The following is a 23,125-nucleotide window of genomic DNA, read 5'->3' as shown; positions in this document are numbered from 1 at the left end:
CCGCGCGCGAGCGCGCTCAGCCCCGGCGGGCGGCCGCGCCTGCGGGGCTGGCGGCCACGGCCTGCGCCAGGGGCCACTCGCCGCGTTCCACCAGCCCGAGCATCATGCGCTGCAGGCTTTGCGCGGTGGAGCGCACGCCCGCGCTGTGGCGGCGGGCCTGGCTCACGTAGAGCGACCAGGTGATGGTCAGGCCCTTGATGGGCGTGGCGCTGAGTTCGTTCATCTGCGGGAAGTCGTGCATGGCGCAGTAGGGCATCACGGTGTAGCCCAGGCCGTCTTTCACGAGCGAGAGGCACAGTTGCAGCGTTTCCGCGTCGGCCGCGCGCCGAAATTTCTGGCCGTGGCGTTTCAGGTAGCTGTCCACCGTCTTGCGCACGAGGTTGGGCCGCCCGGGCAGGATGAGTTTGCACGCGCCAAGCTTCTCGGCGCTGGCGGGGCGGTCGGGGTGCAGGGCCGCGTCCACCGGGCCCACCAGCAGCAGGGGCTCGCGCACCAGCGGGGTCTGTTCGTGCAGGGGTGAGGTGCCTTCCTCGAATTCCATGATGGCCACGTCCACCAGGCCTTGTTGCTGCCACTCGCGCAGGTGGTGGATAAAGCCTTCGTAGATGCGCAGCGAGACAGCCGAGCGCGACTGGATTTCGGCCGAGGCAAAGGGCGCGGTGATGAGCCGGTGCATGGAGAACGGCAGGCCGATGGAGACTTGCGCTCGGGCCTCGCGCCCGAGCTCGTCGCGCAGCAGTTCGGCCTGGCGCAGCAGGGGCCGCGCGCCGTTGTAGAGCAGGGTGCCGGCTTCGGTCAGTTTCACGCCGCGCGCCTCGCGCACCAGGAGCTGGATGCCCAGGTCGTGCTCCAGGGCGTTGAGCCGGCGCGAGAGCGCGGGCTGGGTGATCTCCATGTCGAGCGCGGCTTTGTTGATGCTGCCGGCTTCGACCACGCGCAGAAAGCAGTCCACCAGTTTGAGGTCCATGGGGTGTGCGTCGGGGCTGGGTTGGGGTTCAACGATTGTCGTTGAACTGCCATGCCGATTCTCATGTATCGCATAGGCCTTGCTCTGCCTACCATCGCGGCAGAAGGAGACAGGCAGCATGCCCATGAGCAGTAAAGAACCCGGCGCGGTGCGCCGTGTGGTGACCGGTCACGACGCCGCAGGCCGTTCGGTGATCTTGCAGGACGGCCTGTCGCCGTTCGTGTTGCGCACCACGGCCACGGGGCCGGTGGTCACGGACCTCTGGAAGACGTTTCGCACCCCGGCCGACAACAGCGGCGCGGCCGAGCCCTGCGCGGAGGTGACGCTGGCGCCGCCTGCGGGCGGCAGTGTGTTTCGCGTGGTGCAGTTCCCGCCCGACGCGGGTTACATGGACGGTTGGGACGAGCACGCCGCGTTTGCAGCGATGGGGCACGACCTGGCCGGCGCGGCCACGCGCAAGGGCCAGACGGTGGGCATGCACACCACCGCGTCGGTGGACTACGCCATCGTGCTCGCGGGGGAGATCTGGGCCGTGATGGACGAGGGCGAGGCGCTGCTGAAGGCGGGCGACGTGCTGGTGCAGCGCGGCACCCGCCACGGCTGGAGCAACCGCACGGCCGAGCCGGCCACGGTGGCGTTTGTGCTGATCGACGCGCTGGCGCTGCCGGCGCAGGCTTGAGCGGTTTCATGGACAGCGTGGCAACGATCACCCTTCCATGCACGCCGCCGCTGGCGGTGAGCGTGGCCGGCCAGGGGCCGCTGGTGCTGATGGTGCACGGCATGGGTGGCGACCGCCACGCCTGGCGCGCGCAGGTGGAGGCGCTGCGGCACCGCTACACGGCGGTGAGCGTGGACTTGCGCGGCTACGGAGACAGCGGCGACATCGAGGGCCCGCTGGACTTTCACCGCGATTTCGGTGCCGACGTGCTGGCCGTGCTGGACCATTTCCACGCGCCACGCGCGCACCTGGTGGGTTTGTCCATGGGCAGCCGCGTGGTGCGTTCGCTGGCGCTGCGCCACCCGGCCCGCGTGGCCTCGCTGGTGCTGGCCAACAGCAGCCCGGGGTTTGACGCGATGTCGGCCGATGAGGTGGACCGCTTCATCGCCGACCGTTCGGCGGCGTTTCAAGACGGGCGGGTGCCGGCGAGTTTTGGCATGGACCAGGCCCGCGCCATGTGCGCGCCCGATGCGTCGGCCCAGGCCGTGCGCGCGGCGGCCGAGGCGATGCAGCGCATCCGCGTGAAGAACTACCTGGCGGTGCTGGCCGCTTCCACGCGCCAGGACCGGGGCGACCGCCTGGAGCAGATCGCCTGCCCCACGCTGGTGATCACCTCGGACCAGGACCGCGTGTACCCCGAGCCGGTCACGCGCGCCTTGCTGGAGCGCATTCCCGCCGTGGCGCACGCGCGCATCGAGCGCGCCGGCCACCTGAGCAACCTGGAGCAGCCCGAGGCTTTCAACCAGGCCCTGCTCGCCTTCCTGCGCCTGCTGCCGGCCGAAGCGCCGGCCCGCATGGCCTGAGTTTCAGAGACAGCGAAAGAGAAAGAGAAGCCCCCATGTACTTCACCTGGCAGACGATGCCTTTCCAATCCCCCGCCAGCCTGAGCGGGCCCGCGCCCCAGGTCGTGATCGTGGGCGCCGGCCCGGTGGGCCTGGCCACCGCGCTGGGCCTGGCGCGCCATGGTGTGCGCACCGTGGTGCTGGAGGCGCGCGACACGATTTCGCAGGGCAGCCGCGCCCTGGCGATGAACCGGCGTTCGATGCAGATCCTGGACCAGCTCGGCGTGGGCGCGCGCGTGCTGGAGAAAGGGCTCACCTGGGCCGACGGCTGGACGTTCTATGGCCGCGAGCTGGTGCATTCGATGGCGCTGTCCGTGCCCCCGCACGAGAAGCACGGCCAGACCAACCTGCAGCAATGCTGGATGGAGCAGTTGCTGCTGGACGAGCTGCAGGCCAGCGGCCTGTCGGAGGTGCGCTACCAGCACCGCGTGGCCCGCATCGACGCGGGCGACGAGGGGGTGCGCCTGGCGGTCTCCACACCGCAGGGCGACTACGCGCTGAGCGCGCCCTACCTTGTGGCCGCCGACGGCCCGCGCGGCGCCACGCGGCGCAGCATGGGCATCGATTACGAAGGCACGTCTTACTCGCAGCGCTTTGTCATCAACGACATCTTGTGCAAGGAGCCGCTGCCCGAAGGCCGGCGCCTTTTCTTCAGCCCGCCTTACCTGCCGGGCAAGACGGTGCTGATGCACAAGGCGCCGTTCGACATGTGGCGGCTGGACTTCCAGCTGATGGACGACCAGGACGCCGAGACCGAGATGCAGCCCGAGAAGGTGCACGCGCGCATCCGCGCGCACTTCGAGCTGATGGGCATCGAGCCCCGGTACGAGCTGGTGCTGACCTCGGTCTACAAGGCCAATGCGGTGTCGCTGCCCACCTACAACACCGGGCGCGTGCTGTTTGCGGGCGACGCGGCGCACCAGGTGCCCATCTTCGGCGGGCGCGGCGTGAACCACGGCTACGAAGACGCGCACAACCTGGCCTGGAAGCTCGCGCGCGTGGTCAAGGGCGAGTCCGACGCGCAGCTGCTGGACTCGTACACGCAGGAGCGCCGGGGCGCGCTGCTGGCCACGCTGGCCGAGCTCACGCGCACCACCATCTTCATCACCACGCCGTCGCCGGGCATTGCGCTGGTGCGCGAGGCGATCCTCTCGCTCTCGCTGAGCGAGAACTTCCTGGCCAACCTGTTCGACCCATACGCCACGCCGCCGCACGACTGCACCGACAGCCCGCTCAACACAGCGGACGCGGCGGGCGACTTCGGGCCGGCCTGCCGCCCCGGCGCGCTGGTGCCCGACGCGGTGGTGGGCGCAGCGGGGGAGGGCGGCGAACGCCTGTACGACCGCTTCGGCCCGCATTTCACGCTGATCGCCTTCACCGAAGGCGGCGCATCGGCCCAGGCCGCGCGCTTCGCCGCCCTGCCGCTGCGGGTGCAAAGCTTCGATGCCGGCAGCACCCTGGGCCGGCTGTTCGACGCGCGGCCCGGCAGCTGCTACCTGGTGCGCCCCGACAACCGGGTGGCCGCGCGCTGGCGCGAGGCCACGCCAGAGCAGGTGGCCGAGGCCTTGAACCTGGCGCTGTGCGCCGCCCGCACCGAGGAACTGCAATGAACCACACCACCGACACCACCGCCACCTTTGCCGAACGCGATTTCGTGGACCTCGCCGGTGCGATCGACCGCGTGCCCGCGCCGCAGCGCGAGCTGTTCCTGACCAAGCTGGTCATCCTGCTGGCCGCCGGCGCGCCCCCCGGTCTGCTGGCCGACCGCATCGAGCGCGCGGGCCGGCACCTCTCGGGCTAGGCCTGCCCTGTTTTCGGCATTCATTACAAGGAGACAACGACATGAAGACACCGACCCCCTGGATGGGCCGCCTGGCGGCGGGCGCGCTGGCCCTGGCCTGCGCGGCGCACGCCGCCGCGCAGAGCGCGCCCGAGGCCGCCTACCCCACCAAGCCCGTGCGCATCATCGTGCCCCTGGGCGCGGGCGGCGCGCCCGACGTGGTGGCGCGGCTGCTGAGCCAGAACCTCACAGAGAAGAACGGCCAGTCCTTCGTGGTGGAGAACCGGCCTGGCGCCAACACCATCATCGGCACCGACACCTGCGCCAAGGCCCCGCCCGATGGCAGCACGCTGTGCGTGGTCAGTGGCAGTTCGCTCTCCATCAACCCGCACCTCTACCGCAAGCTGCCCTACGACGCGGCGAAGGACTTCGAGGCGGTCACGCCGCTGGTGGTGCCCGACATGGTCTTCCTCGTCTCGCCCTCGGTGCCGGTGAACAGCGTCAAGGAGCTCGTCGCCCACGCGCAGAAGAACCCGGGCAAGCTGGCCTACGGCTCGTTTGGCAACGGCTCGGACACGCACCTCACCATGGAGTGGCTCAAGCGCGCCACCAAGATGGACCTGCTGCACGTGCCCTTCAACGGTTTCGGCCCGATGATGCAGGCCTTCCTCACCGGCGACATCCAGGTGCTCTACGTGTCGGTGGGCAACCCCGGCATCGTGGCGCAGGTCAAGGCCGGCAAGATGCGCGCGCTGGCGGTGCTGGCGCCCACGCGCTCCGCGCAGCTGCCCGAGGTGCCCACGCTCACCGAGGCCGGCGTGGGCGACCCGGGCACCTTCACCTGGTTCGGCCTCATGGCGCCGGCGGGCACGCCGCGTGGCGTGGTGCACAAGCTCAACGCGCAGATCACCGCCGCGATGCAGACGCCGGCCATGCGCGAGCAGAACCAGACCATGGCCATGCGCACCCGCGCGCAGACGCCGGAGGAATTCGCCGCCTTCCTCAAGAGCGACCGCGAGGTCTGGCACGGCCTGGTGCGGCAGACCGGCATCCAGCTGGACTGAGCCATGAAGACCTCTTCTTTTCTGGCGTTCGCGCTGGCCTTGTTCGCCGGCCTGTGCAGTGCGCAGAGCGCCTACCCGAGCCGCGCCGTGAAAGTGATCGTGCCGCTGGCCGCCGGTGGCCCGGTGGATCTGGTGGCGCGGCGCGTGAGCGAGCGGCTATCAGCCGCATCGACACCGCGGTGGTGGTGAGCGCACGCCTGCCCATTCGCAGCATCCAGGAGCTGGTGCAGTACGACCGCGCCCACCCGGGCCAGCTGAACTGGGGCCACTTCGGCATCGGCAGTTCGTCGCACCTGTTCATGGCACAGGTGAACGAGAAGCTGGGCGCGCGCATCGTGGACGTGCCCTACCAGGGCGGCGGCCCCGCGCTCAACGGCCTGCTGGGCGACCAGGTGCAGGTGTCGAGCCTGTCGTACTCGCTCGTGGGCCGAGGGCGCGGACTGGAGCGCGGTGGCCAGGGCGGCGAACGTCAGCCTGGACTGAGGCGGTTCCTCAGCCCTTCGGTCCGGCGACGCTCTTGCGCGCGAAGCGCCTCACCTTCAGCTTCTTCGGCTGGGTGAGGTGCTCGCGCAGGAAGTCGATGAAGTCCTTCGCCGCCGCGTTGCGCATGGGGCCGGGCCGGTAGACCAGCACCACGCGGCGCTCGATGCGCGGGTCTTGCAGCGCGAGCACGGCCAGCTCGGGGTCGTGCAGCGAGCTGGTGTAGAGCTGGGGCATGAGGCCCAGCGCCATGCCGCCGCGCACCAGCGCGTAGAGCGTTTCCGAGTAGCGCACGTGGTAGGGCGCCTGCGCACCCTGCAGGCCGAACTGCGCGCGCGCAGGCTCCCCCAGCGCGGGCATGCTGCCGCTCTCGAACAGCACCAGGCGCTCGTGGCCGATGGCTTTCCAGCTGGCCTTGCCTTCGCGGGCCAGGGGGTGGTCGCGCCGCACCACCAGCACCAGCGGGTCTTGAAAGAGGTCGATGCAGGTGAGGCCGCCGGGCGGCTCGGTGATGGCGGCCAGGGCGAGGTCGAGCCGGCCTTCGCGCACTTCCTGCAGCAGCACGGTGGAGGGCGCGTCGCGCCAGACGAATTCCACCGCCGGCCCGCCCGGGGGCTTGAAGGCGTTGACCGCCGCCGCCAGCCGCGTGCTGGCCGAGGGGATCACGCCCACGCGCACCAGCGCGCGCCCGCGCTGCACCACCTGGTGGATGTCCTGCAGGGCCAGCTCCACGGTGTTGACCAGGAAGTCGGTGCGCGCCAGCACTTCGGTGCCCAGCGGCGTGATCTCCAGCCGGTGGGTGTTGCGCGTGAGCAGCTGCGCGCCCAGCAGCTTCTCCATCTGCTTGATGGCGTTGCTCAGCGCCGGCTGCGTGATGGCCAGCCGCCGGGCCGCGCGGCCGAAATGGCCTTCCTGCACGAGCACCGAGAAGAACTGCAGGTGGCGCAGCGTGAGCGCGCGCAGGGCGGGGTTTTCCACGGCGGCCTGGTGATAAATCGGGTGAATGAAATTATAGAAACTTAAAACTTCTCTTATCAAGCGCGCCTGCCTAGACTGGCCGCATGCCCTTCACCAACGACCCCGCCGCGCAGACCCTGGACGGCTTTCTTCTGGCCATGCCGAAGATGGAGCTGCACTGCCACCTGTTTGGCACGGTGCGGCGCGACACCTTCGCCGAGCTCAACAGGCGCGCCGGTGCGCCGCTGACGGACGAGGAGGTGGCCGGCTTCTACACCCGTGGCGACAAGCCGGTGGGCGTGTTGCGCGTGCTGCGCTCGCTGGACGCGCAACTGGTGCGCGCGCCGGCCGATCTGCACCGCCTCACGCTCGAATACCTGCAGGACGCCGCCGCGCACCACGTGCGCTACACCGAGTTCTTCTGGAACCCCACCGGCACGGTGCGGGTCTCGGGCATCCCTTATGCCGCCGCGCAGGACGCGATCGTGCAGGCCATCCGCGAGGCCGAGCGCGCGCTGGGCATCGTGGGCCGGCTCATTGCCGCCGTGGACCGCGAGGCCAGCCCGCAGGCCGCCACCGAGATGGTCGCCTGGGTGAAGGCGCACCGCTGCGACGAGGTGATCGGCATCGGCATCGACTACCGCGAGAACGAACGCCCGCCCGAGCTGTTCGCCCAGGCCTACCAGGACGCGCGGCGCGCGGGCCTCAAGACCACGGCGCACGCGGGCGAGTTCGGCACGCCCTGGACCAACGTGCGCACCGCGCTGGAGCTGCTGCAGGTGGACCGCATCGACCACGGCTACACGGTGGTGGACGAACCCGAGTTCGCGCGCCAGTGCGCCGAGCGCGGCGTGCTGTTCACCGTGGTGCCCACCAACTCCTACTACCTGCGCACCCTCTCGCCCGAGCGCTGGGCGCTGGACCACCCGATCCGCCGCATGCCCGGCCTGGGTCTGCGCATCCACCCCAACACCGACGACCCCACGCTGCACCACGTCACCCCCACCGGCGCGTGGCGAATGATGGTGCGCGCCTTCGGCTTCGGCCTGGACGACCTGCGCAGCTTCATGCACAACGGCCTGGACGGCGCCTGGATCGACGACACCCAGCGCCGCCGCTGGCGCGCCGAGTGGGCGGCCGAGTTCGATGCGCTGCGCGCTGCCCTGGCGCCCTCGTCCGCGTCTTCGGCTCTCTCTTCTTCCTCTTCCTCATCCTCCCTCCCCACCTGAAAGACCCCCATGGCCCACGAACGCTCGCGCCTCGTCCTTGCCGCCTCGCTGCTGCTGGCCTTCTCGGCCCACGCCCAGGGCCCTGCCTGGCCCGCGGCCAAACCGGTCACGCTGATCGTGCCCTTCACGGCGGGCGGCAGTGTGGACTTCATCGCCCGCCAGGTCGCCACCAAGCTTGGCGAGCGGCTGAACCAGACGGTGGTGATCGACAACGTGGCCGGGGCCGGTGGCGCCATCGGCCTGCAGAAAGCGGTGAACGCCGCGCCCGATGGCTACACCCTGGTGGCCGGGCCGGACAGCGCCATCGCCATCGGCAAGCTGGCCAACCCTGCCGCCTACCGCTTCGACCCCCTCAAGGACCTGGTGCCCGTGGGCATGCTCAACACCGCGCCCATGGTGCTGGTGTCGCGCACCGACCTGCCGGTGAAGACCTACGCCGACTTCGTCAAACTCGCCAAGGCCGGGCCCGGCCAATACACCTACGCCACCTCGGGCGTGGGCACGGTGCTGCACCTGGCCATGGAGCAGCTCAAGCAGCGCTCGGGCATCTTCGTCACCCACGTGCCGTACCGTGGCGGCGCGCAGATCGCCAACGACGTGATGGGCAAGCAGGTGGACCTGGCCATGCTGGTGAGCGCCAGCAGCATCCCCCACGTGCGCGCGGGCAGCCTCAAGGCGCTGGGCGTGACCGGCAAGCAGCGCATTGCCTCGCTGCCCGACGTGCCCACCTTCGACGAAATGCCCGGCCTCAAGGGCTACGACGTGGTCACCTGGACGGGCCTCTTCGCCCCCAAGGGCACGCCGGCGGCCATCGTGGCCAGGCTCAACGAAGCGCTCAACGACGCGCTGAAAGACCCCGAGGTGCGCGCGCGCCTTGCCGAGCAGGGCGCCCTGCCGGGCAGCGGCTCACCCGAGGCGCTGGGCAGCTTTGCCCAGGCCGAGTTCGCGCGCAACCAGAAGCTGGTGCCCACGCTCAACCTGAAGGACTGAAGCGGCCAAGGCCTTCCGCCGAGGTTCAGCCCCCCCACACCCGCTGCACCACCTGCGTGTACAGCGGGATGCCCAGCACGATGTTCAGCGGAAACGTGAGCCCCAGCGACAGGCTCACGTACAGCGAGGGGTCGGCCTCGGGGATGGCGTAGCGCACCACGGCAGGCACGGCAATGTAGGACGCGCTGGCGGCCAGCACGGTGAGCAGCACCGCGTCGCCCGCCGGCACGCCGGCCAGCCACGCCAGCCCCAGCGCCAGGCCGGCATGCGTCAGCGGCCCCAGCACCGCATAGGCCAGCAGCAGCGGCGACTGCTGCCGCAGGGCCGGCAGGTTGCGCGCGGTGGCCAGCCCCATGTCGAGCAGGAAGAGGCACAGCATGCCCTTGAAGAGATCGCCCGAGAACGGCTGCATGGCGGCCTTGCCGGCGTCGCCGGTCAACAGGCCGATCAGCATGGCGCCCAGCAGCAGGAGCTGCGTGCCGTCGGTGAACGACTCGTGCAGGATCTTGCCCATCGACAGGCCCGGCCCGCCCGGGCCGGCCACGGGTGTGGCGGCGACGCCGCCGCCCGCGCCCGGCACCGCCAGGGCCCACACCGGCTGCGCGCCAGGGGCCGCGGCCGCCAGCCGCTGACGCTGCGCGTTGGCCAGCATCACGGCCAGGATGATGGCGGGCGACTCCATCAGCGCCATCGCCGCAGCCATGTGGCCGCCGTAGGCGATCTGCTGCGATTCCAGGTACTGCGTGGCGGTGACAAAGGTCACCGCGCTCACCGAGCCGTAGGTGGCGGCCACGGCCGCCGCGTTGAAGCCCGAGAGCACGCGCCGCAGCAGCGCATAGCCCAGCAGCGGCACCACCACGGCCAGCAGCACCGCCAGGCCCAGGCTGCTCAGCACGCCGGGCGTCAGGCCCGAGGCGGCCAGCGCAAAGCCGCCCTTGAGCCCCAGCGCCATCAGCAGGTAGATCGACAAGAACTTCGAGATCGCCGCAGGCATCTCCAGGTTGGATCGCACGAGGCCTGCAAACGCGCCCAGGGCAAAGAAAAGGATCGCAGGGTCCAGCAGGCTTTGCATCATTCAACTCCTTGAAGTGCCCGATGCTAGGTGCACAATGGCGCAAAGTAAATTCGATTTGAACGCGCTTATCCATAGATAAAACTCGATGCAAATCACATTTCGTCAATTGCGGCTTTTCCTGGCGCTGGCCGAGACCGGCAGCGTGAGCGCCGCCGCCCGGGTGATGCACGTCACGCAGCCCACGGCCTCGATGCAGTTGCGCGAGGTGTCGCAGTCCATCGGCCTGCCGCTGTACGAGGTGATCTCGCGCCGCGTGCACCTCACCGAGGCCGGGCACGCGCTGGCCCGCACCGCGCGCGCCATTGCGGGCGAGTGGGATGCGTTCGAGCAGCGCATCTCGGGCGCCAAGGGCCTCACGAGCGGGCGCCTCAAGGTGGCCGTGGTCAGCACCGCCAAGTACTTCGTGCCCCGGCTGCTGGGCAGCTTCTGCAAGCTGCACCCGCAGATCGACATCTCGCTGGAGGTGCTCAACCGCGACCACGTCATCGCCCGCCTGCGCAGCAACCTGGACGACCTCTACGTCATGTCCATGCCGCCGCCCGATCTGCCGCTGGAGGACCACATCCTCATGCCCAATCCCCTGGTGGTCATCGCCCCTGCGGGCCACAGGCTGGCCGCGAGAAAGCGCGTCACGCTGGCGCAGCTGCAGGCCGAGCGCTTCATCCTGCGCGAGAAAGGCTCGGGCACGCGCATGGCCACCGACGCGCACCTGCGCGAGCTCGGCTTCGTCCCCGGCGCGGTGCTGGAGCTGGGCAGCAACGAGGCCATCAAGGAGTCGGTGGAAGGCCAGCTGGGCGTGTCCATCGTCTCGCGCCACGCGCTGGGCCCGCACCACGAAGGCCTGGCGGTGCTCCCTGTGCAGGGCTTTCCGATCCAGTCGAAATGGCACCTGGTCTGGCCCAAGGGCAAGCAGCTCTCGCCCATCGCCGAGGTCTTCCGCAGGCACCTGGTGGAAGAGGCGCAGGGGTGGATGGGCGGGCGCTGAGCGTGCGCGCCCGGCGAGCCGGGCACATAATCCGCCCCACCGAACCGCCAGCCGAAGACCCACGATGCCACCACGCCGCGCTTCCGCTTCCAGCCCCACCGATGCCGACAGCAGCGCCGCGCGCTCGGCCATCCTCGCGGCGGCCCGCGCGGAGTTCTCCGCCAAGGGGCTCACGGGGGCGCGCGTCAACGAGATCGCGGCCCGCGCCGGGGTCAACAAGCAGCTCATCTACTACTACTTCGGCAGCAAGGAAGACCTCTACCGCGCCGCCCTCGAAGTGGTCTACACCGAGATCCGCACGCAGGAGCGCAGCCTCAAGCTCGGCGACATGCAGCCCGAGGAGGCCATGGCCACGCTGATCGGCTTCTCGTTCGACTACCTCGCCGAGCACCCCGATTTCATCGGCCTGCTCAACCACGAGAACGCGCAGGGCGCGCGGCATGTGCGCGATTCGAGCGCCATCCGCGACACCAATTCGCCGCTGATCGAGCTCATCGCCAAGACCCTGGCGCGCGGCATCCGCGCGCGCGTGTTCCGCCGCGGCATCGACCCGGTGGAGCTCTACATCTCGGTCGCCGGCATGTCGTATTTCTTCTTCTCCAACCGCCTCACGCTGTCGTCCATCTTCAGCCGCGATCTCTCGTCGGCCGACGCGGTGGGCGCCTACCGCGCGCACGTCGTGGCCTTCGCCATGGCCGGTCTGCGGGCCTGATTTCCACGCACCATCCGAGGGCACGAACCCACCTGGGCAAACCCTTTGCCCGGATTTCAACCAAACGGTTGACATCGGGTTGACACGCCCATATGCTCGTCGCATCGCGTTTGAGAAAAGGCCCCTGCCATGCAAGGCAACGTCACACTGCTGGACCCCGCCCAACTGCCCGACCGCTTCGAATCGGTGGAGGCGCTGGAGGAATTCCTCGCCCGGCCCAGCCAGGCGCTGATCGATGATCTGGCGCAGGTGGAGGGCGACATCATGATCCTGGGCGTGGCCGGCAAGATGGGCCCCACGCTCGCGCGCCTGGCCAAGAACGCCGCGCCGCACAAGCGCGTGATCGGCGTAGCGCGCTTCAGCGACGCGGCCGTGCGCCAGCGCCTGGAGGCCTGGGGCATCGAGACCATCGCGGCCAACCTGCTGGACCGCGCCGCCATCGAGGCCTTGCCGCGCGTGCCCAACATCATCTTCGCGGCCGGCCACAAGTTCGGCGCGAAGGACAACCAGGCCCTGACCTGGGCCATGAACACGCACGTGCCGGCGCTGGTGGCCGACACCTTCCGCGAGTCGCGCATCGTCGGTTTCTCCACCGGCAACATCTACCCGCTGACCCCGGTGGGCCGCCAGGGCGCGAGCGAGAAGACGCCGCCCGCGCCGCTGGGCGAGTACGCGCAGTCGTGCATCGGGCGCGAGCGCATGTTCGAGTACTTCTCGGGGCTGCACGGCACGCCGGGCCGCATCTTCCGGCTCAACTACGCGATCGACATGCGCTACGGCGTGCTGTACGACATCGCCTCCAAGGTGCACCGCGGCGAGACGGTGGACGTGACCATGGGCCACGTGAACGTGATTTGGCAGGGCGACGCGAACGCGCAGGTGCTGCGCTGCCTGCGCCACTGCACGGTGCCGGCCACGCCGGTGAACTGCACCGGGCCCGAGACGCTTTCGGTGCGCTGGCTGGTGGAGGAGTTCGCCGCGCGCCTGGGCGTGAAGGCGCAGGTCAGCGGCCAGGAGGCGGCCACGGCGCTGCTGTCGGACACCACGCTGGCGGGCAAGCTGTTTGGCTACCCGCTGGTGCCGCTGGGCGCGATGCTCGACTGGGTGGCCGACTGGGTCAGGCGCGAGCAGCCGGCACATGGCAAGCCGACCAAATTCGAGGTCCGGGATGGCGCCTTCTGAGGCACTGACCTCGGTCATCCTCGGTCCGGCCGATGTGCCGGAGGGCCTTGCCTTGTCGGACGCCGCGGGCTGGAACCAGACCGCCGACGACTGGCGCCTGTTCATCACGCAGGGCCGGGTCTTCGGCCTGCGCGACGGTGACGCGGGCCCGCTGGTGGCCACGGCCGCCGCACTGCCTTACGAAGGCGGCATCGGCTGGGTGTCCATGGTGCTGGTGAACGCCGCGTGGCGGCACCAGGGCCTGGCCACCGCGCTGATGGCGCGCTGCGTGGCGCACCTGCGCACGCTGGGCGCCACGCCGGTGCTGGACGCCACGCCTGCGGGCCAGCAGGCCTACCTGCGCATCGGCTTCGAGGACGGTTTCGCGCTCGCGCGCTGGGAAGGCACGGTCGCCGCGCCCGAGGCGAGCGCCGCGCCAGCGGCCGACGCCGCCGTGGTGCAGGCGCTCGATGCCCAGGCCAACGGCTGCGGCCGGGGCTTTCTGCTGGCCGACTTTCTGCAGCGCGCCGGCACGCGCGCGCACCTCTCGCCAGCGCGCACCGGTTTCGTGATCGCCCGCGAAGGCCGCCGCGCCACGCAGATCGGCCCGCTGGTGGCCGAAGACGAAAGCTCGGCGCTCTCGCTGCTGCAGGCCGCGCTGGCCGGTGTCAGCGGGCGCGTGTTTCTCGATGTGCCCGACCGCTGGGCCGCGCTGCGCGCCTGGCTGGAGCAGGCCGGTTTCACGCGCCAGCGCGCCTTCGTGCGCATGTCGCTGGGCGCGGCGCCCATCGCCTCTGTCAACGACCGCCTCTTCGTGCTGGCCGGTCCCGAATTTGGTTGAACCATGAGCCTTACTGCCTCTGACGTCGAACACACCCGCGCGCTGCTGCGCCGGGGCCTGGCCATTCCCGCGCACCCGCTCGCGCTCAATGCGCAGCGCCAGCTCGACGTGCGCCGCCAGCGCGCGCTCAGCCGCTATTACCTCGATGCCGGGGCCGGCGGCCTGGCCGTGGGCGTGCACACCACGCAGTTCGCCATCCGCGAGGTGGGGCTGTATGAAGAGGTGCTGCGCCTGGCCATCGAGACCGCGCGCGACTGGGTCGAACCCGGGCGCGAACTCGCCATGGTCGCCGGCGTGTGCGGCCGCACCGCCCAGGCCGTGGCCGAGGCGAAGCTGGCGCGCGGCCTGGGCTACAACGCCGGCCTGCTGAGCCTGGCCGCGATGAAGGGCGAGAGCGAGGACGCGCTGATCGCCCATTGCGAGGCAGTGTCCAGGGAAATCCCGCTGATCGGCTTCTACCTGCAGCCCGCTGTGGGCGGCATGAACCTGAGCGCCGCATTCTGGGCCCGCTTCGCGGCCATCGAGAACGTGGTGGCGATCAAGGTCGCGCCCTTCCACCGCTACCGCACGCTCGACGTGGTGCGCGGCGTGGTGCAGGCGCGCGCCGAAGAGCGCGTGACGCTCTACACCGGCAACGACGACCACATCGTGCTCGACCTGGTGACGCCCTTCACCGTGCCGCGCGACGGCCGGCCGGTGACGGTGCGCTTTCGCGGCGGCCTGCTCGGCCACTGGTCGGTGTGGACCTCGGGCGCGGTGCGCATGCTGGAGCTGTGCAAGGCCGCGGCCGGCGGCACGGTGGTCACGCCGGAGATGCTGGCGCTGGACAGCCGCGTGACCGACTGCAACAGCGCCTTCTTCGATGTGGCCAACGACTTCCACGGCTGCATCGCCGGCTGCCATGAGATCCTGCGCCGCCAGGGCCTGCTCGAAGGCATCTGGTGCCTGGACCCGAACGAAGGCCTCAGCCCGGGCCAGAAGGAAGAGATCGACCGCGTGTGCGCCGAGCACGGCGACCTGGCCGACGACGCCTTCGTCAAAGCCGGCCTGAGCCGCTGGCTCGCGTGAACGAAAGAAGCCCCACCATGACGCAGAACCGAATCGCCCGCTGGACTTCCCACTACCTGCCCGCCGTGGGGCTGTTCGTGGGCTTCATCGTGCTGTGGCAGCTGGCGGTGTCGGTCTTCGGCATCCGCGAATACCTGCTGCCCAGCCCGTACTCGGTGTGGCAGGCCATGCTGAGCGACGAGATTCCCTGGTTCAGCCACGCCTGGATCACCGGCGTGGAAATCCTCGGTGCCTTCGTGCTGGCGGGCGTGGCCGGCGTGATGCTGGGCATGGCCATCGCCTGGTCGCAAGGCATCTCGCGCGCGCTCACGCCCTTTCTGGTGTTCGTCAACACGCTGCCCAAGGTGGCGATCGCGCCGCTGTTTCTCATGTGGCTGGGCTACGGCATCCTGCCCAACATGCTGATCGGCGCGCTGATCGGCTTTTTCCCGGTGGTCATCAACACCGCCGTGGGCCTGACCCAGATCGACCAGGACATGGTGGACCTGGGCCGCGTCTTCAGCGCGCCCAAGTGGAAGGTGTTCATGAAGATCCGCATCCCCAACGCCTACCCCTACATCCTGAGCGCGCTCAAGGTCACCGCCACCTCGGCCGTGGTGGGCGCGGTGGTGGGCGAGTTCGTGGCCTCGCAGAAGGGCCTGGGCTACGTGATCATCACCACGCAGAGCAGCATGAACACGCCCGCCGCGTTCGCCGCGCTGGTGTGGATCTCGGTGCTGGGCCTGCTGCTGTATGGCCTGGTGGCCCTGCTCTCGCGCCTGCTCGCGCCCTGGGCCGAAGAAGCCCCGCGCTGAGCCCCAGACGAATTCCGTTCCCTCCCCGCCGTTCTCACCCCCACCCGTCCTCCGAAAGGAAAGCACCATGACACCCAGGATCGCTGTTTCCGCTGCCGCCGTCTGCGCGGCCATGCTGGCCCTGCTGCCAGCCACGGCCTCGGCCCAGGCCAGGGAGAAGTTCACCTTCGCCCTCAACTGGTTTGCCGTGGGCGACCATGCCGCCTACTGGGTGGCGCTGGACAAGGGCTACTACGCCCAGCGCGGGCTGGACGTGACGCTGGAGAACTCCAAGGGCTCGGGCGACTCCATCGCCAAGGTGGACACCAACCGCGCCGACGCCGGCCTGGCTGATGCGGTGCCGGTGATCTCGGCCGCCTCGCGCGGTGCCCGCGTGAAGATGGTCGGCATGGTGTTCGACAAGACCCCCATGACCTTCTTCAGCCACGCCGACGCGCCGCTGCTCAAGCCCAAGGACCTCGAAGGCAAGACCGTGGCCGCGCCCGCCGGCGACAGCCAGCGCCTGGCCTTCCCCGCCTTCGCGCGCCTGAACCAGATCGACCCCAACAAGGTGAGCTGGGTCAACATCGAGCCCACCGCCAAGGTCGCCTCCATCGCCGAGAAGCGCGTGGACGGCGTGGCCGACTACACCACCGGCCAGCCCTTCTACGACAAGGCCATGGGCCCGGGCAAGGCCGTGCGCCTGCAGTGGGCCGACTACGGCTTCGACCTCTACGCCATGTCCATCATCGCGGGCGAGAAAACCATGGCCGACAAGCCCAGGCAGCTCAAGGCCTTCCTCGAAGCCTCGTACATGGGCTGGCGCGACGTGATGGCCAACCCCAAAGAAGCGCTGGCCATCTTCAAGAAGCGCGTGCCCGAGATCGACGTGGCGATCATCGAGTCCAACATGATGATGGGCTTTGACCTCATGCGCACCAAGAACTACGCCGACAACGGCATCGGCTGGATCGACGAGAAGAAGATGTGCGCCTCCACCGAGATCGTCAACACCTACATGGGCCTGCCCAAGAAGGTGGATTGCAAGACGGTGTTCAGCACCGAGTACTTCACCAAGGTGGCGATGCCGCTGCCGGTCAAGTAAGCCCACAGCGCGCACGACAACAGGCATGCAGGAAGACCACGTGATGAGCCCAGCAGCAGAACAAACGGATGGCGCGGCCTCGGGCCGCGTCCTCATCGAGGTGGACCATGCCGGCATGATCTACCAGGCCGAGAGCGGCCCGGTGGAGGCCCTGCGCGACATTTCGCTGCAGATCCGCGAAGGCGAGTTCGTGGCGCTGGTCGGCCCCAGCGGCTGCGGCAAGTCCACGCTGATGCGCGCCATCGCCGGCCTGCGGCCGGTGACCAGCGGGCGCATCCTGGTCGACGGCGTGCCGGTGGACAAGCCCATTCCCAAGGTGGGCATGGTGTTCCAGGCCGCGCTGCTGCTCAAGTGGCGCTCGGTGCTCGACAACGTGCTGCTGCCGGTGGAACTCTCCGGCGGCAACCCCGCGCAGTACCGCGAGCGCGCGCTCGCGCTGCTCAAGATGGTGGGCCTGAGCGACTTCGCCAACAAGCGGCCCGGTGAACTCTCGGGTGGCATGCAGCAGCGCGCCTCGCTGTGCCGCGCGCTCATCCTGGACCCGCCCATCCTGCTCATGGACGAGCCCTTCGGCGCGCTGGACGCCATGACGCGCGACGAGATGAACATCGAGCTCCTGCGCATCTGGGGCGAGAGCAGCAGCGGCGGGCAGCGCAAGACCATCGTCTTCGTCACGCACTCGATTCCCGAGGCCGTGTTCCTGGCCGACCGCGTGGTGGTCATGTCGCCGCGCCCGGGCCGCGTGGCCAACATCCGCCCCGTGGACATCGCGCGCCCGCGCACCGCCGAAACGCGCGCCGACCCGGCGCTGGGCCGCCTGTCCTTCGAGCTGTACACCGAGCTCTCCGGTGCCACCGGCCGGCGCGAGACGCGGGCCGGCCCGCAGTGGTGAGCCAGCGCCCGCGCGCGCGCGGCTGAAGGAGCCGCCCGTGCGCATCGCCCTGTGCAACGAGGTGCTGGCGCCGCTGCCGTTCGCCCGCCAGTGCGAGGTGGCGGCCGCCCTGGGCTACGACGGGCTGGAGGTGGCGCCCTTCACGCTGGGCGAGGCCCGCAGCGCCGAGCTGCGCCGCGCGGCCTCGGACGCGGGCATCGCGGTCTCGGGCCTGCATTGGCTGTTGCGCCAGCCCGAAGGCCTGTCCATCACCTCGGGCGACGCCGCCGTGCGCGCCCGCACCCTGGAGGCGATGCACCGCCAGATCGACCTCTGCGCCGAGCTCGGTGGCGCGGTGCTGGTGCACGGCTCGCCCGCGCAGCGCCGCCTGCCCGCGGGTGAGCAAGCCGCGGCGCGCGAGCGCGGCATCGAGGCCTTCGCCGCCGTGGCCGCGCACGCGCAGGCCGCGGGCGTCGTCTACTGCATCGAGCCCCTGGCCGCGCCCGAGGCCGACTTCATCCACACCGTGGCCGAGGCCGCGGCCATCGTGCAAGCCATCGGCCAGCCCGCGCTGCGCACCATGCTCGACTGCTGCGCCGCCGCGCGCGCCGAAGCCGAGCCGGTGCCCGCCGTGCTCGCGCGCTGGCTGCCCACGGGCCTGCTCGCCCACGTGCAGGTGAACGACCCCAACCTGCGCGGCCCGGGCCAGGGCGCGCTGCCGTTTGCCGACATCCTTCGCACACTGCGCCAGCACGCTTACGCCGGCTGGGTGGCGGTGGAGCCGTTCGACTACCAACCCGATGGCCCCATGGCCGCCGCCCGCGCCATCGGTTACCTGCGGGGCCTGCTGGAGGCCCTGCATTGATGGAACCACCGCCATGCCCACCGCCCCCCGCGTCAAAGTCCTGTCCGTCGAGTGTTTCGAGTCGCCGTACCGGCTGCGCCTGCCGTTTCGTTTCGGCGTCATCACCGTCACCGAAGGCCGCCAGGCCATCGTGCGCGTGCGCGTGCGCCACGAGGACGGGCGCGAAGGCATGGGCTACGCCGCCGAGGCGCTGGGCGCGAAGTGGTTCGACAAGAACCCCGCGCTCTCCGACGCCCAGAACCACGACCAGCTGCGCAAGGCGCTGGAACTCACCACCGACGCCTACGGCGCGGCGCCCTGGCTCAGCGCCTTTGACCTGTACGCCAACCACTACCGCGAGCTGCTGGCCGCCGGCGCCGCCTGCGGCCTGAACCCCCTGGTGACCAGCTACGGGCCCGCGCTGATCGACCGCGCGGTGCTCGACGCGCTGTGCGGCATCGAAGGCCTGAGCTTCTGGCAGGCGATGCAGCACAACCGGCCCGGCCTGCGCGCGCACCCCATCGCGCCCGACCTGCAAGGCTTCGCGCTCGCGCCCTTCCTGCGCGGCCTCACGCCGCTGACCACGCTGGCCGTGCGCCACACCGTGGGCCTGCTCGACCCCATCGTGGCGCTCGACCAGGCCGCCGGCACCCGCGTGGACGACGGCCTGCCCGAAACCCTGGAAGAGGTGGTGGCGGTGTATGGCAACCGCCACTTCAAGCTCAAGGTCTCCGGCCAGGCCGACGCCGACCTCGATCGGCTGCGCCGCATCGCCTCCGTGCTCGACCGGTTGCCAGACCCCTACGTGGTCACGCTCGACGGCAACGAGCAATACGAAAACGCCGAGGCCATCGCCGCGCTGTGGCAGCGCATGGCCGCCGAGCCCGCGCTGCGCCGCCTGTGCGAAGCCACGCTGCTGATCGAGCAACCCATCAAGCGGCAGATGGCGCTGGCCCAGCCGGTGGCGGCGCTGGCGCGGCACAAGCCGGTGATCATCGACGAGTCCGACGGCGACCTCGACGCCTTCCCCTGCGCGCGCTCGCTGGGCTACACCGGCGTCTCCACCAAGGCCTGCAAGGGCTTCTACAAATCGGTGCTCAACCTCGCGCGCTGCCGGGTGTGGAACCAGGCCGAGGGCCGCGAGACCTTCTTCATGTCCGCCGAAGACCTCACCACCCAGCCCGGCATCAGCGTGCAGCAGGACCTCGCGCTGGTGAGCCTGCTGGGCATCACCCACGTGGAGCGCAACGCCCACCACTTCATCGACGGTTTCAACGGCCGCCCGGCCGCCGAGGCCGACGCCTACCTCGCCGCGCACCCCGACCTCTACCACCGCCAGGACGGCCGTGCGCGCCTGCGCATCGAGCGCGGGCAGCTGGCGCTGGGCACGCTGGCCGGCGTGGGCTTTGGCTCCGCCGTGGAGCCCGAACTCGGCGGCACCGCCGCCATGCCGCGCGCCGACTGGCCGCCCCACGCACCGGAGACCCCATGAGCCTCATCGACTACGAAAGCCACGACGGCCTGGCCCTGGCGCAACTCGTGCGGCAAGGCGAGGTGACGCCGCAGGAGCTGCTGGAGGCCGCGCTCGCGCGCATCGCCGCGCACAACCCGGCGCTCAACGCCGTGGTCACGCCGCTGTACGACGCGGCGCGCGCCGAGATCGCGCGCGGCCTGCCGGCCGGGCCGTTCCAGGGCGTGCCGTTTCTGGTGAAGGAACTCGTGGCCTCGGTGGCGGGCGCGGCCACCACCGCCTCCTCGCGCCTGTACGCGCACCACATGGCGGCGGCCGACAGCGAGATCGTCGCGCGCCTGCGCCGCGCGGGGCTGGTGATCGCGGGCAAGACCAACTCGCCCGAGTTCGGGCTCTCGCCCATCACCGAGTCGCTGCTGTACGGCGTCACGCGCAACCCATGGAACACCGAGCTCTCGCCCGGCGGCTCCAGCGGCGGCGCGGCGGCGGCCGTGGCCTCGGGCATGGTGCCGCTGGCCCACGCCACCGATGGCGGCGGCTCCATCCGCATCCCGGCCTCGTGCTGCGGCCTCTTCGGCTTGAAGCCCACGCGCGCGCGCGTCACCGCCGGGCCCGAAGGCAGCGAGGGCCTCAACGGGCTGGCCCACCAGCACGTGGTGAGCCGCAGCGTGCGCGACAGCGCGGCCCTGCTCGACGCCATCGCCGGCCCCATGCCCGGCGACCCCTACAGCGCCGCGCCGCCCGAGCGGCCCTTCCTCGACGAAGTGGGCCGCGCGCCCGGTCGGCTGCGCATCGCCATGGCGAAGACCGCGCCCACCGGCGTGCCGGTGGACCCGGCCTGCGTCGCGGCGGTGGAAGACGCCGCGCGCCTGTGCGAGCAGCTCGGCCACCACGTGGAAGAGGCCTCGCCCGACTTCGATGCGCAGGCCGTGGAACGCGGCTTCGAGATGGTGTTCGCCACCCACACCATGGCCAACATCGCGCGCGCCACCGGCGGCCCCCTGCCCGATCGCGAGCTCGTCGAGCCCCTGACCTACGCGCTCGCCGAACTCGGCCGCGTGCCCAGCGCCGCCGAGTACATCCTCAACCTGCAGGCGCTGCAGCGGCAGTCGCGCCGCATCGCGGGCTTCTTCGAGCGCTTCGACGTGTGGCTCACCCCCACGCTGGCGCAGACGCCCCGGCCGATCGGCCACTTCGACATCCGCTCAGGCGACGTGCACGACTGGATGGGCAAGCTCGCCGCCTACCTGCCCTTCACCTACCCCTTCAACGTCACCGGCCAGCCGGCGGCCTCGGTGCCGCTGCACTGGACCGACGAGGGCGTGCCCATCGGCTGCCAGTTCGCCGCGCGCTACGGCGACGAGGGCCTGCTGCTGCGCCTGTGCGCGCAACTCGAAGCCGCGCGGCCCTGGTTCCACCGGCGCCCACCGGTGAGTGGCCTGCCGCATGCGCACTGAAGTCCAGGACGTCGACCTGCTCGTCATCGGCGGCGGCGTGGCCGGCCTCACGGCCGCGCTGGTGGCCGCCATCGAAGGCCTGAGCGTGCTCGTCTGCGAGAAAACCTCGCAACTCGGCGGCACCGCCGCCACCTCGGCCGGCACCGTGTGGATACCGGGCAGCCGCCAGAGCGAGCGCGCCGGCCTGGCCGACCCGGTGGTGCGCGCGCACCACTACCTGGCCGCCGAGATCGACACCGACAGCGGCGCCGACCTGCGCGACGCCTTCCTCGCCACCGGCCCGCGCGTGCTGGAGTACCTGGCCGAACACACCTGCGTGAGCTTCGTGCCCGCCGCGCGCCACCCCGACTACCACGACCAGCACGCCGGTGCGGCCATCGGCGGGCGGGCCCTGGTGGCGCGCCCCTTCGACGGGCGCGAACTCGGGCCCGACTTCGCGCGCGTGCGCCCGCCCATGAGCCACATGATGGTGCTCGGCGGCATGTCCGTCAGCAAGGACGACATCGCGCCGCTGCTCAGGCCCCTGGCCTCGCGCGCCGCCTTGCGCCACGTGCTCACCCTGCTGGCGCGCCACGCGCGCGACCGCCTGCGCCACCCGCGCGGCACGCGCCTGGTGATGGGCAACGCGCTCATCGCGCGCCTGCTGCTGAGCCTGCGCCAGCGCGGCGTGGACCCGCTCATGGGCGTGACCGTGCGCGAGCTGCACCAGGAAGGCGGCCGGGTCACCGGTGCCACGCTCACCCAGGCCGGCCGCGGCGACTGGCGCGTGCGCGCGCGCCTGGGCGTGGTGCTGGCCTGCGGCGGCTTTGGCCATGCGCCCGAATGGCGCCAGCGCCTGCTGCCCGCGGCCGCGCAGACGCACTCGCTCCTGTTCGAAGGCAACACCGGCGATGGGCTGCGCCTGGCGCAAAGCGTGGGCGCGGCCATCGACGAGAGCGCTCACCGCACACCGGCCTTCTGGGTGCCGGTGTCGGTGCTGCGCCAGGCCAGCGGCGAGGTGCAGCGCTTCCCGCACTTCGCGCTGGACCGCGCCAAGCCCGGCCTCATCGCGGTGGACGCCAGCGGGCGGCGCTTCGTCAACGAAGGCGACTCGTACCACGACTTCGTGCTCGCGATGCTCAACGCCTCGCCCCGGCCCGCCGTGCCCGCGCACCTGATCTGCGACGCCCGCTTCCTGCACCGCTATGGCCTGGGCCTGGTGCGCCCGGGCGCGTGGCGGCTGGGGCCGTATCTGCGCGCCGGGTACCTGCACCGCGCGCCCACGCTGGGCGCGCTCGCGGCCCAGCTCGGCATCGACCCGGCGGGCCTGCGCGTCACCGTCTCGCGCCACAACGGCTTTGCGCACACCGGGGTGGACCTGGACTTTGGCAAAGGCAGCAGCGAACTCAACCGCTTCAACGGCGACCCCGAGCACACGCCCAACCCCTGCGTCGGCCCCATCGCGGCGGCGCCGTTCTATGCGGTGACGGTGTGGCCGGGCGACGCCGGCACCAGCGTGGGCCTGAGCACCGATGCGAATGCGCGCGTGCTCGGCGGCGACGGCCAGCCGATCCAGGGGCTGTACGCGGGCGGGGCCGACATGGCGTCCATCATGCGCGGGCGCTACCCGGGCCCGGGCGTGACGCTGGGGCCGGCCCTGGTGTTTGCCTGGCGGGCGGTGATGCACGCGCTGGGCCAGCGGTAAGGGCGCGCCGCCGCCGCTCGCCGGGCCGCGTCCGGCCCCGCGACACCTTCC

Annotated in this window: 24 protein-coding genes; 21 read left to right on the top strand and 3 right to left on the bottom strand. The window is 70.8% G+C overall.

The window, feature by feature from the left end; all coding sequences use genetic code 11:
- Positions 1 to 16: 16 nt before the first annotated feature.
- Entirely contained in the window at positions 17 to 967 is a 951-nt protein-coding gene (locus KIT86_RS05890; protein ID WP_297395985.1) for a LysR family transcriptional regulator, read from the bottom strand.
- Positions 968 to 1,091: 124 nt separating this feature from the next.
- Here KIT86_RS05890 and KIT86_RS05885 point away from each other — a divergent pair, with 124 nt between their 5' ends.
- The 7 genes from KIT86_RS05885 to KIT86_RS05855 are packed head-to-tail and all read left to right on the top strand — an operon-like array spanning position 1,092 to position 5,931.
- Positions 1,092 to 1,646, top strand: a complete 555-nt coding sequence (locus KIT86_RS05885) for a cupin domain-containing protein (protein WP_297395982.1) — start codon at positions 1,092 to 1,094, stop codon at positions 1,644 to 1,646.
- An 8-nt stretch (positions 1,647 to 1,654) separates the two neighbouring features.
- Positions 1,655 to 2,488 carry an alpha/beta fold hydrolase gene (locus KIT86_RS05880; protein ID WP_297395980.1) on the top strand — a complete coding sequence of 278 codons (834 nt, stop codon included), beginning with the start codon at positions 1,655 to 1,657 and terminating at the stop codon, positions 2,486 to 2,488.
- Between the two features lie 35 nt (positions 2,489 to 2,523).
- Positions 2,524 to 4,137 (top strand): FAD-dependent oxidoreductase, encoded by a 1,614-nt coding sequence (locus KIT86_RS05875; RefSeq protein ID WP_297395976.1) that lies wholly within the window; start codon positions 2,524 to 2,526, stop codon positions 4,135 to 4,137.
- The gene (locus tag KIT86_RS05870; protein ID WP_297395973.1) at positions 4,134 to 4,328 is read left to right on the top strand and encodes a hypothetical protein; all 195 of its coding nucleotides are present in this window, start codon (positions 4,134 to 4,136) and stop codon (positions 4,326 to 4,328) included. The genes KIT86_RS05875 and KIT86_RS05870 overlap by 4 nt, the downstream gene beginning before the upstream one ends.
- Positions 4,329 to 4,369: 41 nt before the next feature.
- A complete protein-coding gene (locus KIT86_RS05865) occupies positions 4,370 to 5,371 on the top strand; it encodes a tripartite tricarboxylate transporter substrate binding protein (RefSeq protein ID WP_297395971.1) in 1,002 nt (333 codons plus the stop codon).
- A 3-nt stretch (positions 5,372 to 5,374) separates the two neighbouring features.
- Positions 5,375 to 5,560 (top strand): hypothetical protein, encoded by a 186-nt coding sequence (locus KIT86_RS05860; RefSeq protein ID WP_297395968.1) that lies wholly within the window; start codon positions 5,375 to 5,377, stop codon positions 5,558 to 5,560.
- On the top strand, positions 5,557 to 5,931 hold the full coding sequence (locus KIT86_RS05855; RefSeq protein ID WP_297395965.1) for a tripartite tricarboxylate transporter substrate binding protein: 375 nt from the start codon (positions 5,557 to 5,559) through the stop codon (positions 5,929 to 5,931). Before KIT86_RS05860 ends, KIT86_RS05855 begins: the two co-directional genes overlap by 4 nt.
- Here the strand turns inward: KIT86_RS05855 and KIT86_RS05850 are convergent.
- Entirely contained in the window at positions 5,864 to 6,829 is a 966-nt protein-coding gene (locus KIT86_RS05850) for a LysR family transcriptional regulator (protein WP_297395963.1), read from the bottom strand. The two genes, KIT86_RS05855 and KIT86_RS05850, sit on opposite strands and share 68 nt — an antisense overlap.
- Before the next feature lie 83 nt (positions 6,830 to 6,912).
- Between KIT86_RS05850 and KIT86_RS05845 the strand changes: the two genes are divergently transcribed.
- Together KIT86_RS05845 and KIT86_RS05840 are read left to right on the top strand one after the other, a co-directional pair.
- Complete coding sequence (locus KIT86_RS05845; protein WP_297395960.1) at positions 6,913 to 8,037, top strand: adenosine deaminase; 1,125 nt, start codon at positions 6,913 to 6,915, stop codon at positions 8,035 to 8,037.
- A gap of 9 nt (positions 8,038 to 8,046) precedes the next feature.
- Positions 8,047 to 9,027, top strand: coding sequence for a tripartite tricarboxylate transporter substrate binding protein (locus KIT86_RS05840; RefSeq protein ID WP_297395957.1), 981 nt, complete (start codon positions 8,047 to 8,049; stop codon positions 9,025 to 9,027).
- Between the two features lie 25 nt (positions 9,028 to 9,052).
- On the opposite strand, the gene KIT86_RS05835 is transcribed toward KIT86_RS05840, so the two are convergent.
- Positions 9,053 to 10,099, bottom strand: coding sequence for a sodium-dependent bicarbonate transport family permease (locus tag KIT86_RS05835; RefSeq protein WP_297395955.1), 1,047 nt, complete (start codon positions 10,097 to 10,099; stop codon positions 9,053 to 9,055).
- Positions 10,100 to 10,187: 88 nt separating this feature from the next.
- On the opposite strand from KIT86_RS05835, the gene KIT86_RS05830 reads away from it, so the two are divergent.
- From KIT86_RS05830 to KIT86_RS05775, 12 genes are all read left to right on the top strand, one after another.
- Positions 10,188 to 11,087, top strand: a complete 900-nt coding sequence (locus KIT86_RS05830; protein WP_297395952.1) for a LysR family transcriptional regulator — start codon at positions 10,188 to 10,190, stop codon at positions 11,085 to 11,087.
- Positions 11,088 to 11,151: 64 nt separating this feature from the next.
- A complete protein-coding gene (locus KIT86_RS05825) occupies positions 11,152 to 11,799 on the top strand; it encodes a TetR/AcrR family transcriptional regulator (RefSeq protein WP_297395949.1) in 648 nt (215 codons plus the stop codon).
- Between the two features lie 129 nt (positions 11,800 to 11,928).
- Positions 11,929 to 12,981 carry an NAD(P)-dependent oxidoreductase gene (locus KIT86_RS05820; protein WP_297395946.1) on the top strand — a complete coding sequence of 351 codons (1,053 nt, stop codon included), beginning with the start codon at positions 11,929 to 11,931 and terminating at the stop codon, positions 12,979 to 12,981.
- Positions 12,968 to 13,801, top strand: coding sequence for a GNAT family N-acetyltransferase (locus KIT86_RS05815; protein WP_297395943.1), 834 nt, complete (start codon positions 12,968 to 12,970; stop codon positions 13,799 to 13,801). The genes KIT86_RS05820 and KIT86_RS05815 overlap by 14 nt, the downstream gene beginning before the upstream one ends.
- Before the next feature lie 3 nt (positions 13,802 to 13,804).
- Complete coding sequence (locus tag KIT86_RS05810; protein WP_297395941.1) at positions 13,805 to 14,869, top strand: dihydrodipicolinate synthase family protein; 1,065 nt, start codon at positions 13,805 to 13,807, stop codon at positions 14,867 to 14,869.
- A gap of 17 nt (positions 14,870 to 14,886) precedes the next feature.
- Positions 14,887 to 15,663, top strand: a complete 777-nt coding sequence (locus KIT86_RS05805) for an ABC transporter permease (RefSeq protein ID WP_297395938.1) — start codon at positions 14,887 to 14,889, stop codon at positions 15,661 to 15,663.
- A 67-nt stretch (positions 15,664 to 15,730) separates the two neighbouring features.
- Positions 15,731 to 16,747, top strand: a complete 1,017-nt coding sequence (locus KIT86_RS05800) for an ABC transporter substrate-binding protein (RefSeq protein WP_297395936.1) — start codon at positions 15,731 to 15,733, stop codon at positions 16,745 to 16,747.
- A 43-nt stretch (positions 16,748 to 16,790) separates the two neighbouring features.
- On the top strand, positions 16,791 to 17,639 hold the full coding sequence (locus tag KIT86_RS05795; protein WP_297395933.1) for an ABC transporter ATP-binding protein: 849 nt from the start codon (positions 16,791 to 16,793) through the stop codon (positions 17,637 to 17,639).
- Between the two features lie 37 nt (positions 17,640 to 17,676).
- Positions 17,677 to 18,483 (top strand): sugar phosphate isomerase/epimerase, encoded by an 807-nt coding sequence (locus tag KIT86_RS05790; protein ID WP_297395930.1) that lies wholly within the window; start codon positions 17,677 to 17,679, stop codon positions 18,481 to 18,483.
- A 13-nt stretch (positions 18,484 to 18,496) separates the two neighbouring features.
- The gene (locus KIT86_RS05785; protein ID WP_297395928.1) at positions 18,497 to 19,954 is read left to right on the top strand and encodes a mandelate racemase; all 1,458 of its coding nucleotides are present in this window, start codon (positions 18,497 to 18,499) and stop codon (positions 19,952 to 19,954) included.
- Entirely contained in the window at positions 19,951 to 21,390 is a 1,440-nt protein-coding gene (locus KIT86_RS05780; RefSeq protein ID WP_297395925.1) for an amidase, read from the top strand. Before KIT86_RS05785 ends, KIT86_RS05780 begins: the two co-directional genes overlap by 4 nt.
- Positions 21,380 to 23,074, top strand: a complete 1,695-nt coding sequence (locus KIT86_RS05775; RefSeq protein WP_297395921.1) for an FAD-dependent oxidoreductase — start codon at positions 21,380 to 21,382, stop codon at positions 23,072 to 23,074. Before KIT86_RS05780 ends, KIT86_RS05775 begins: the two co-directional genes overlap by 11 nt.
- Positions 23,075 to 23,125: the final 51 nt, after the last annotated feature.

The sequence above is a fragment of the Hydrogenophaga sp. genome, assembly GCF_026125825.1.
In the GTDB taxonomy this organism is placed as follows: Bacteria; Pseudomonadota; Gammaproteobacteria; order Burkholderiales; family Burkholderiaceae_C; genus Hydrogenophaga.
This window is presented reverse-complemented; position numbering and strand designations above follow the sequence as displayed.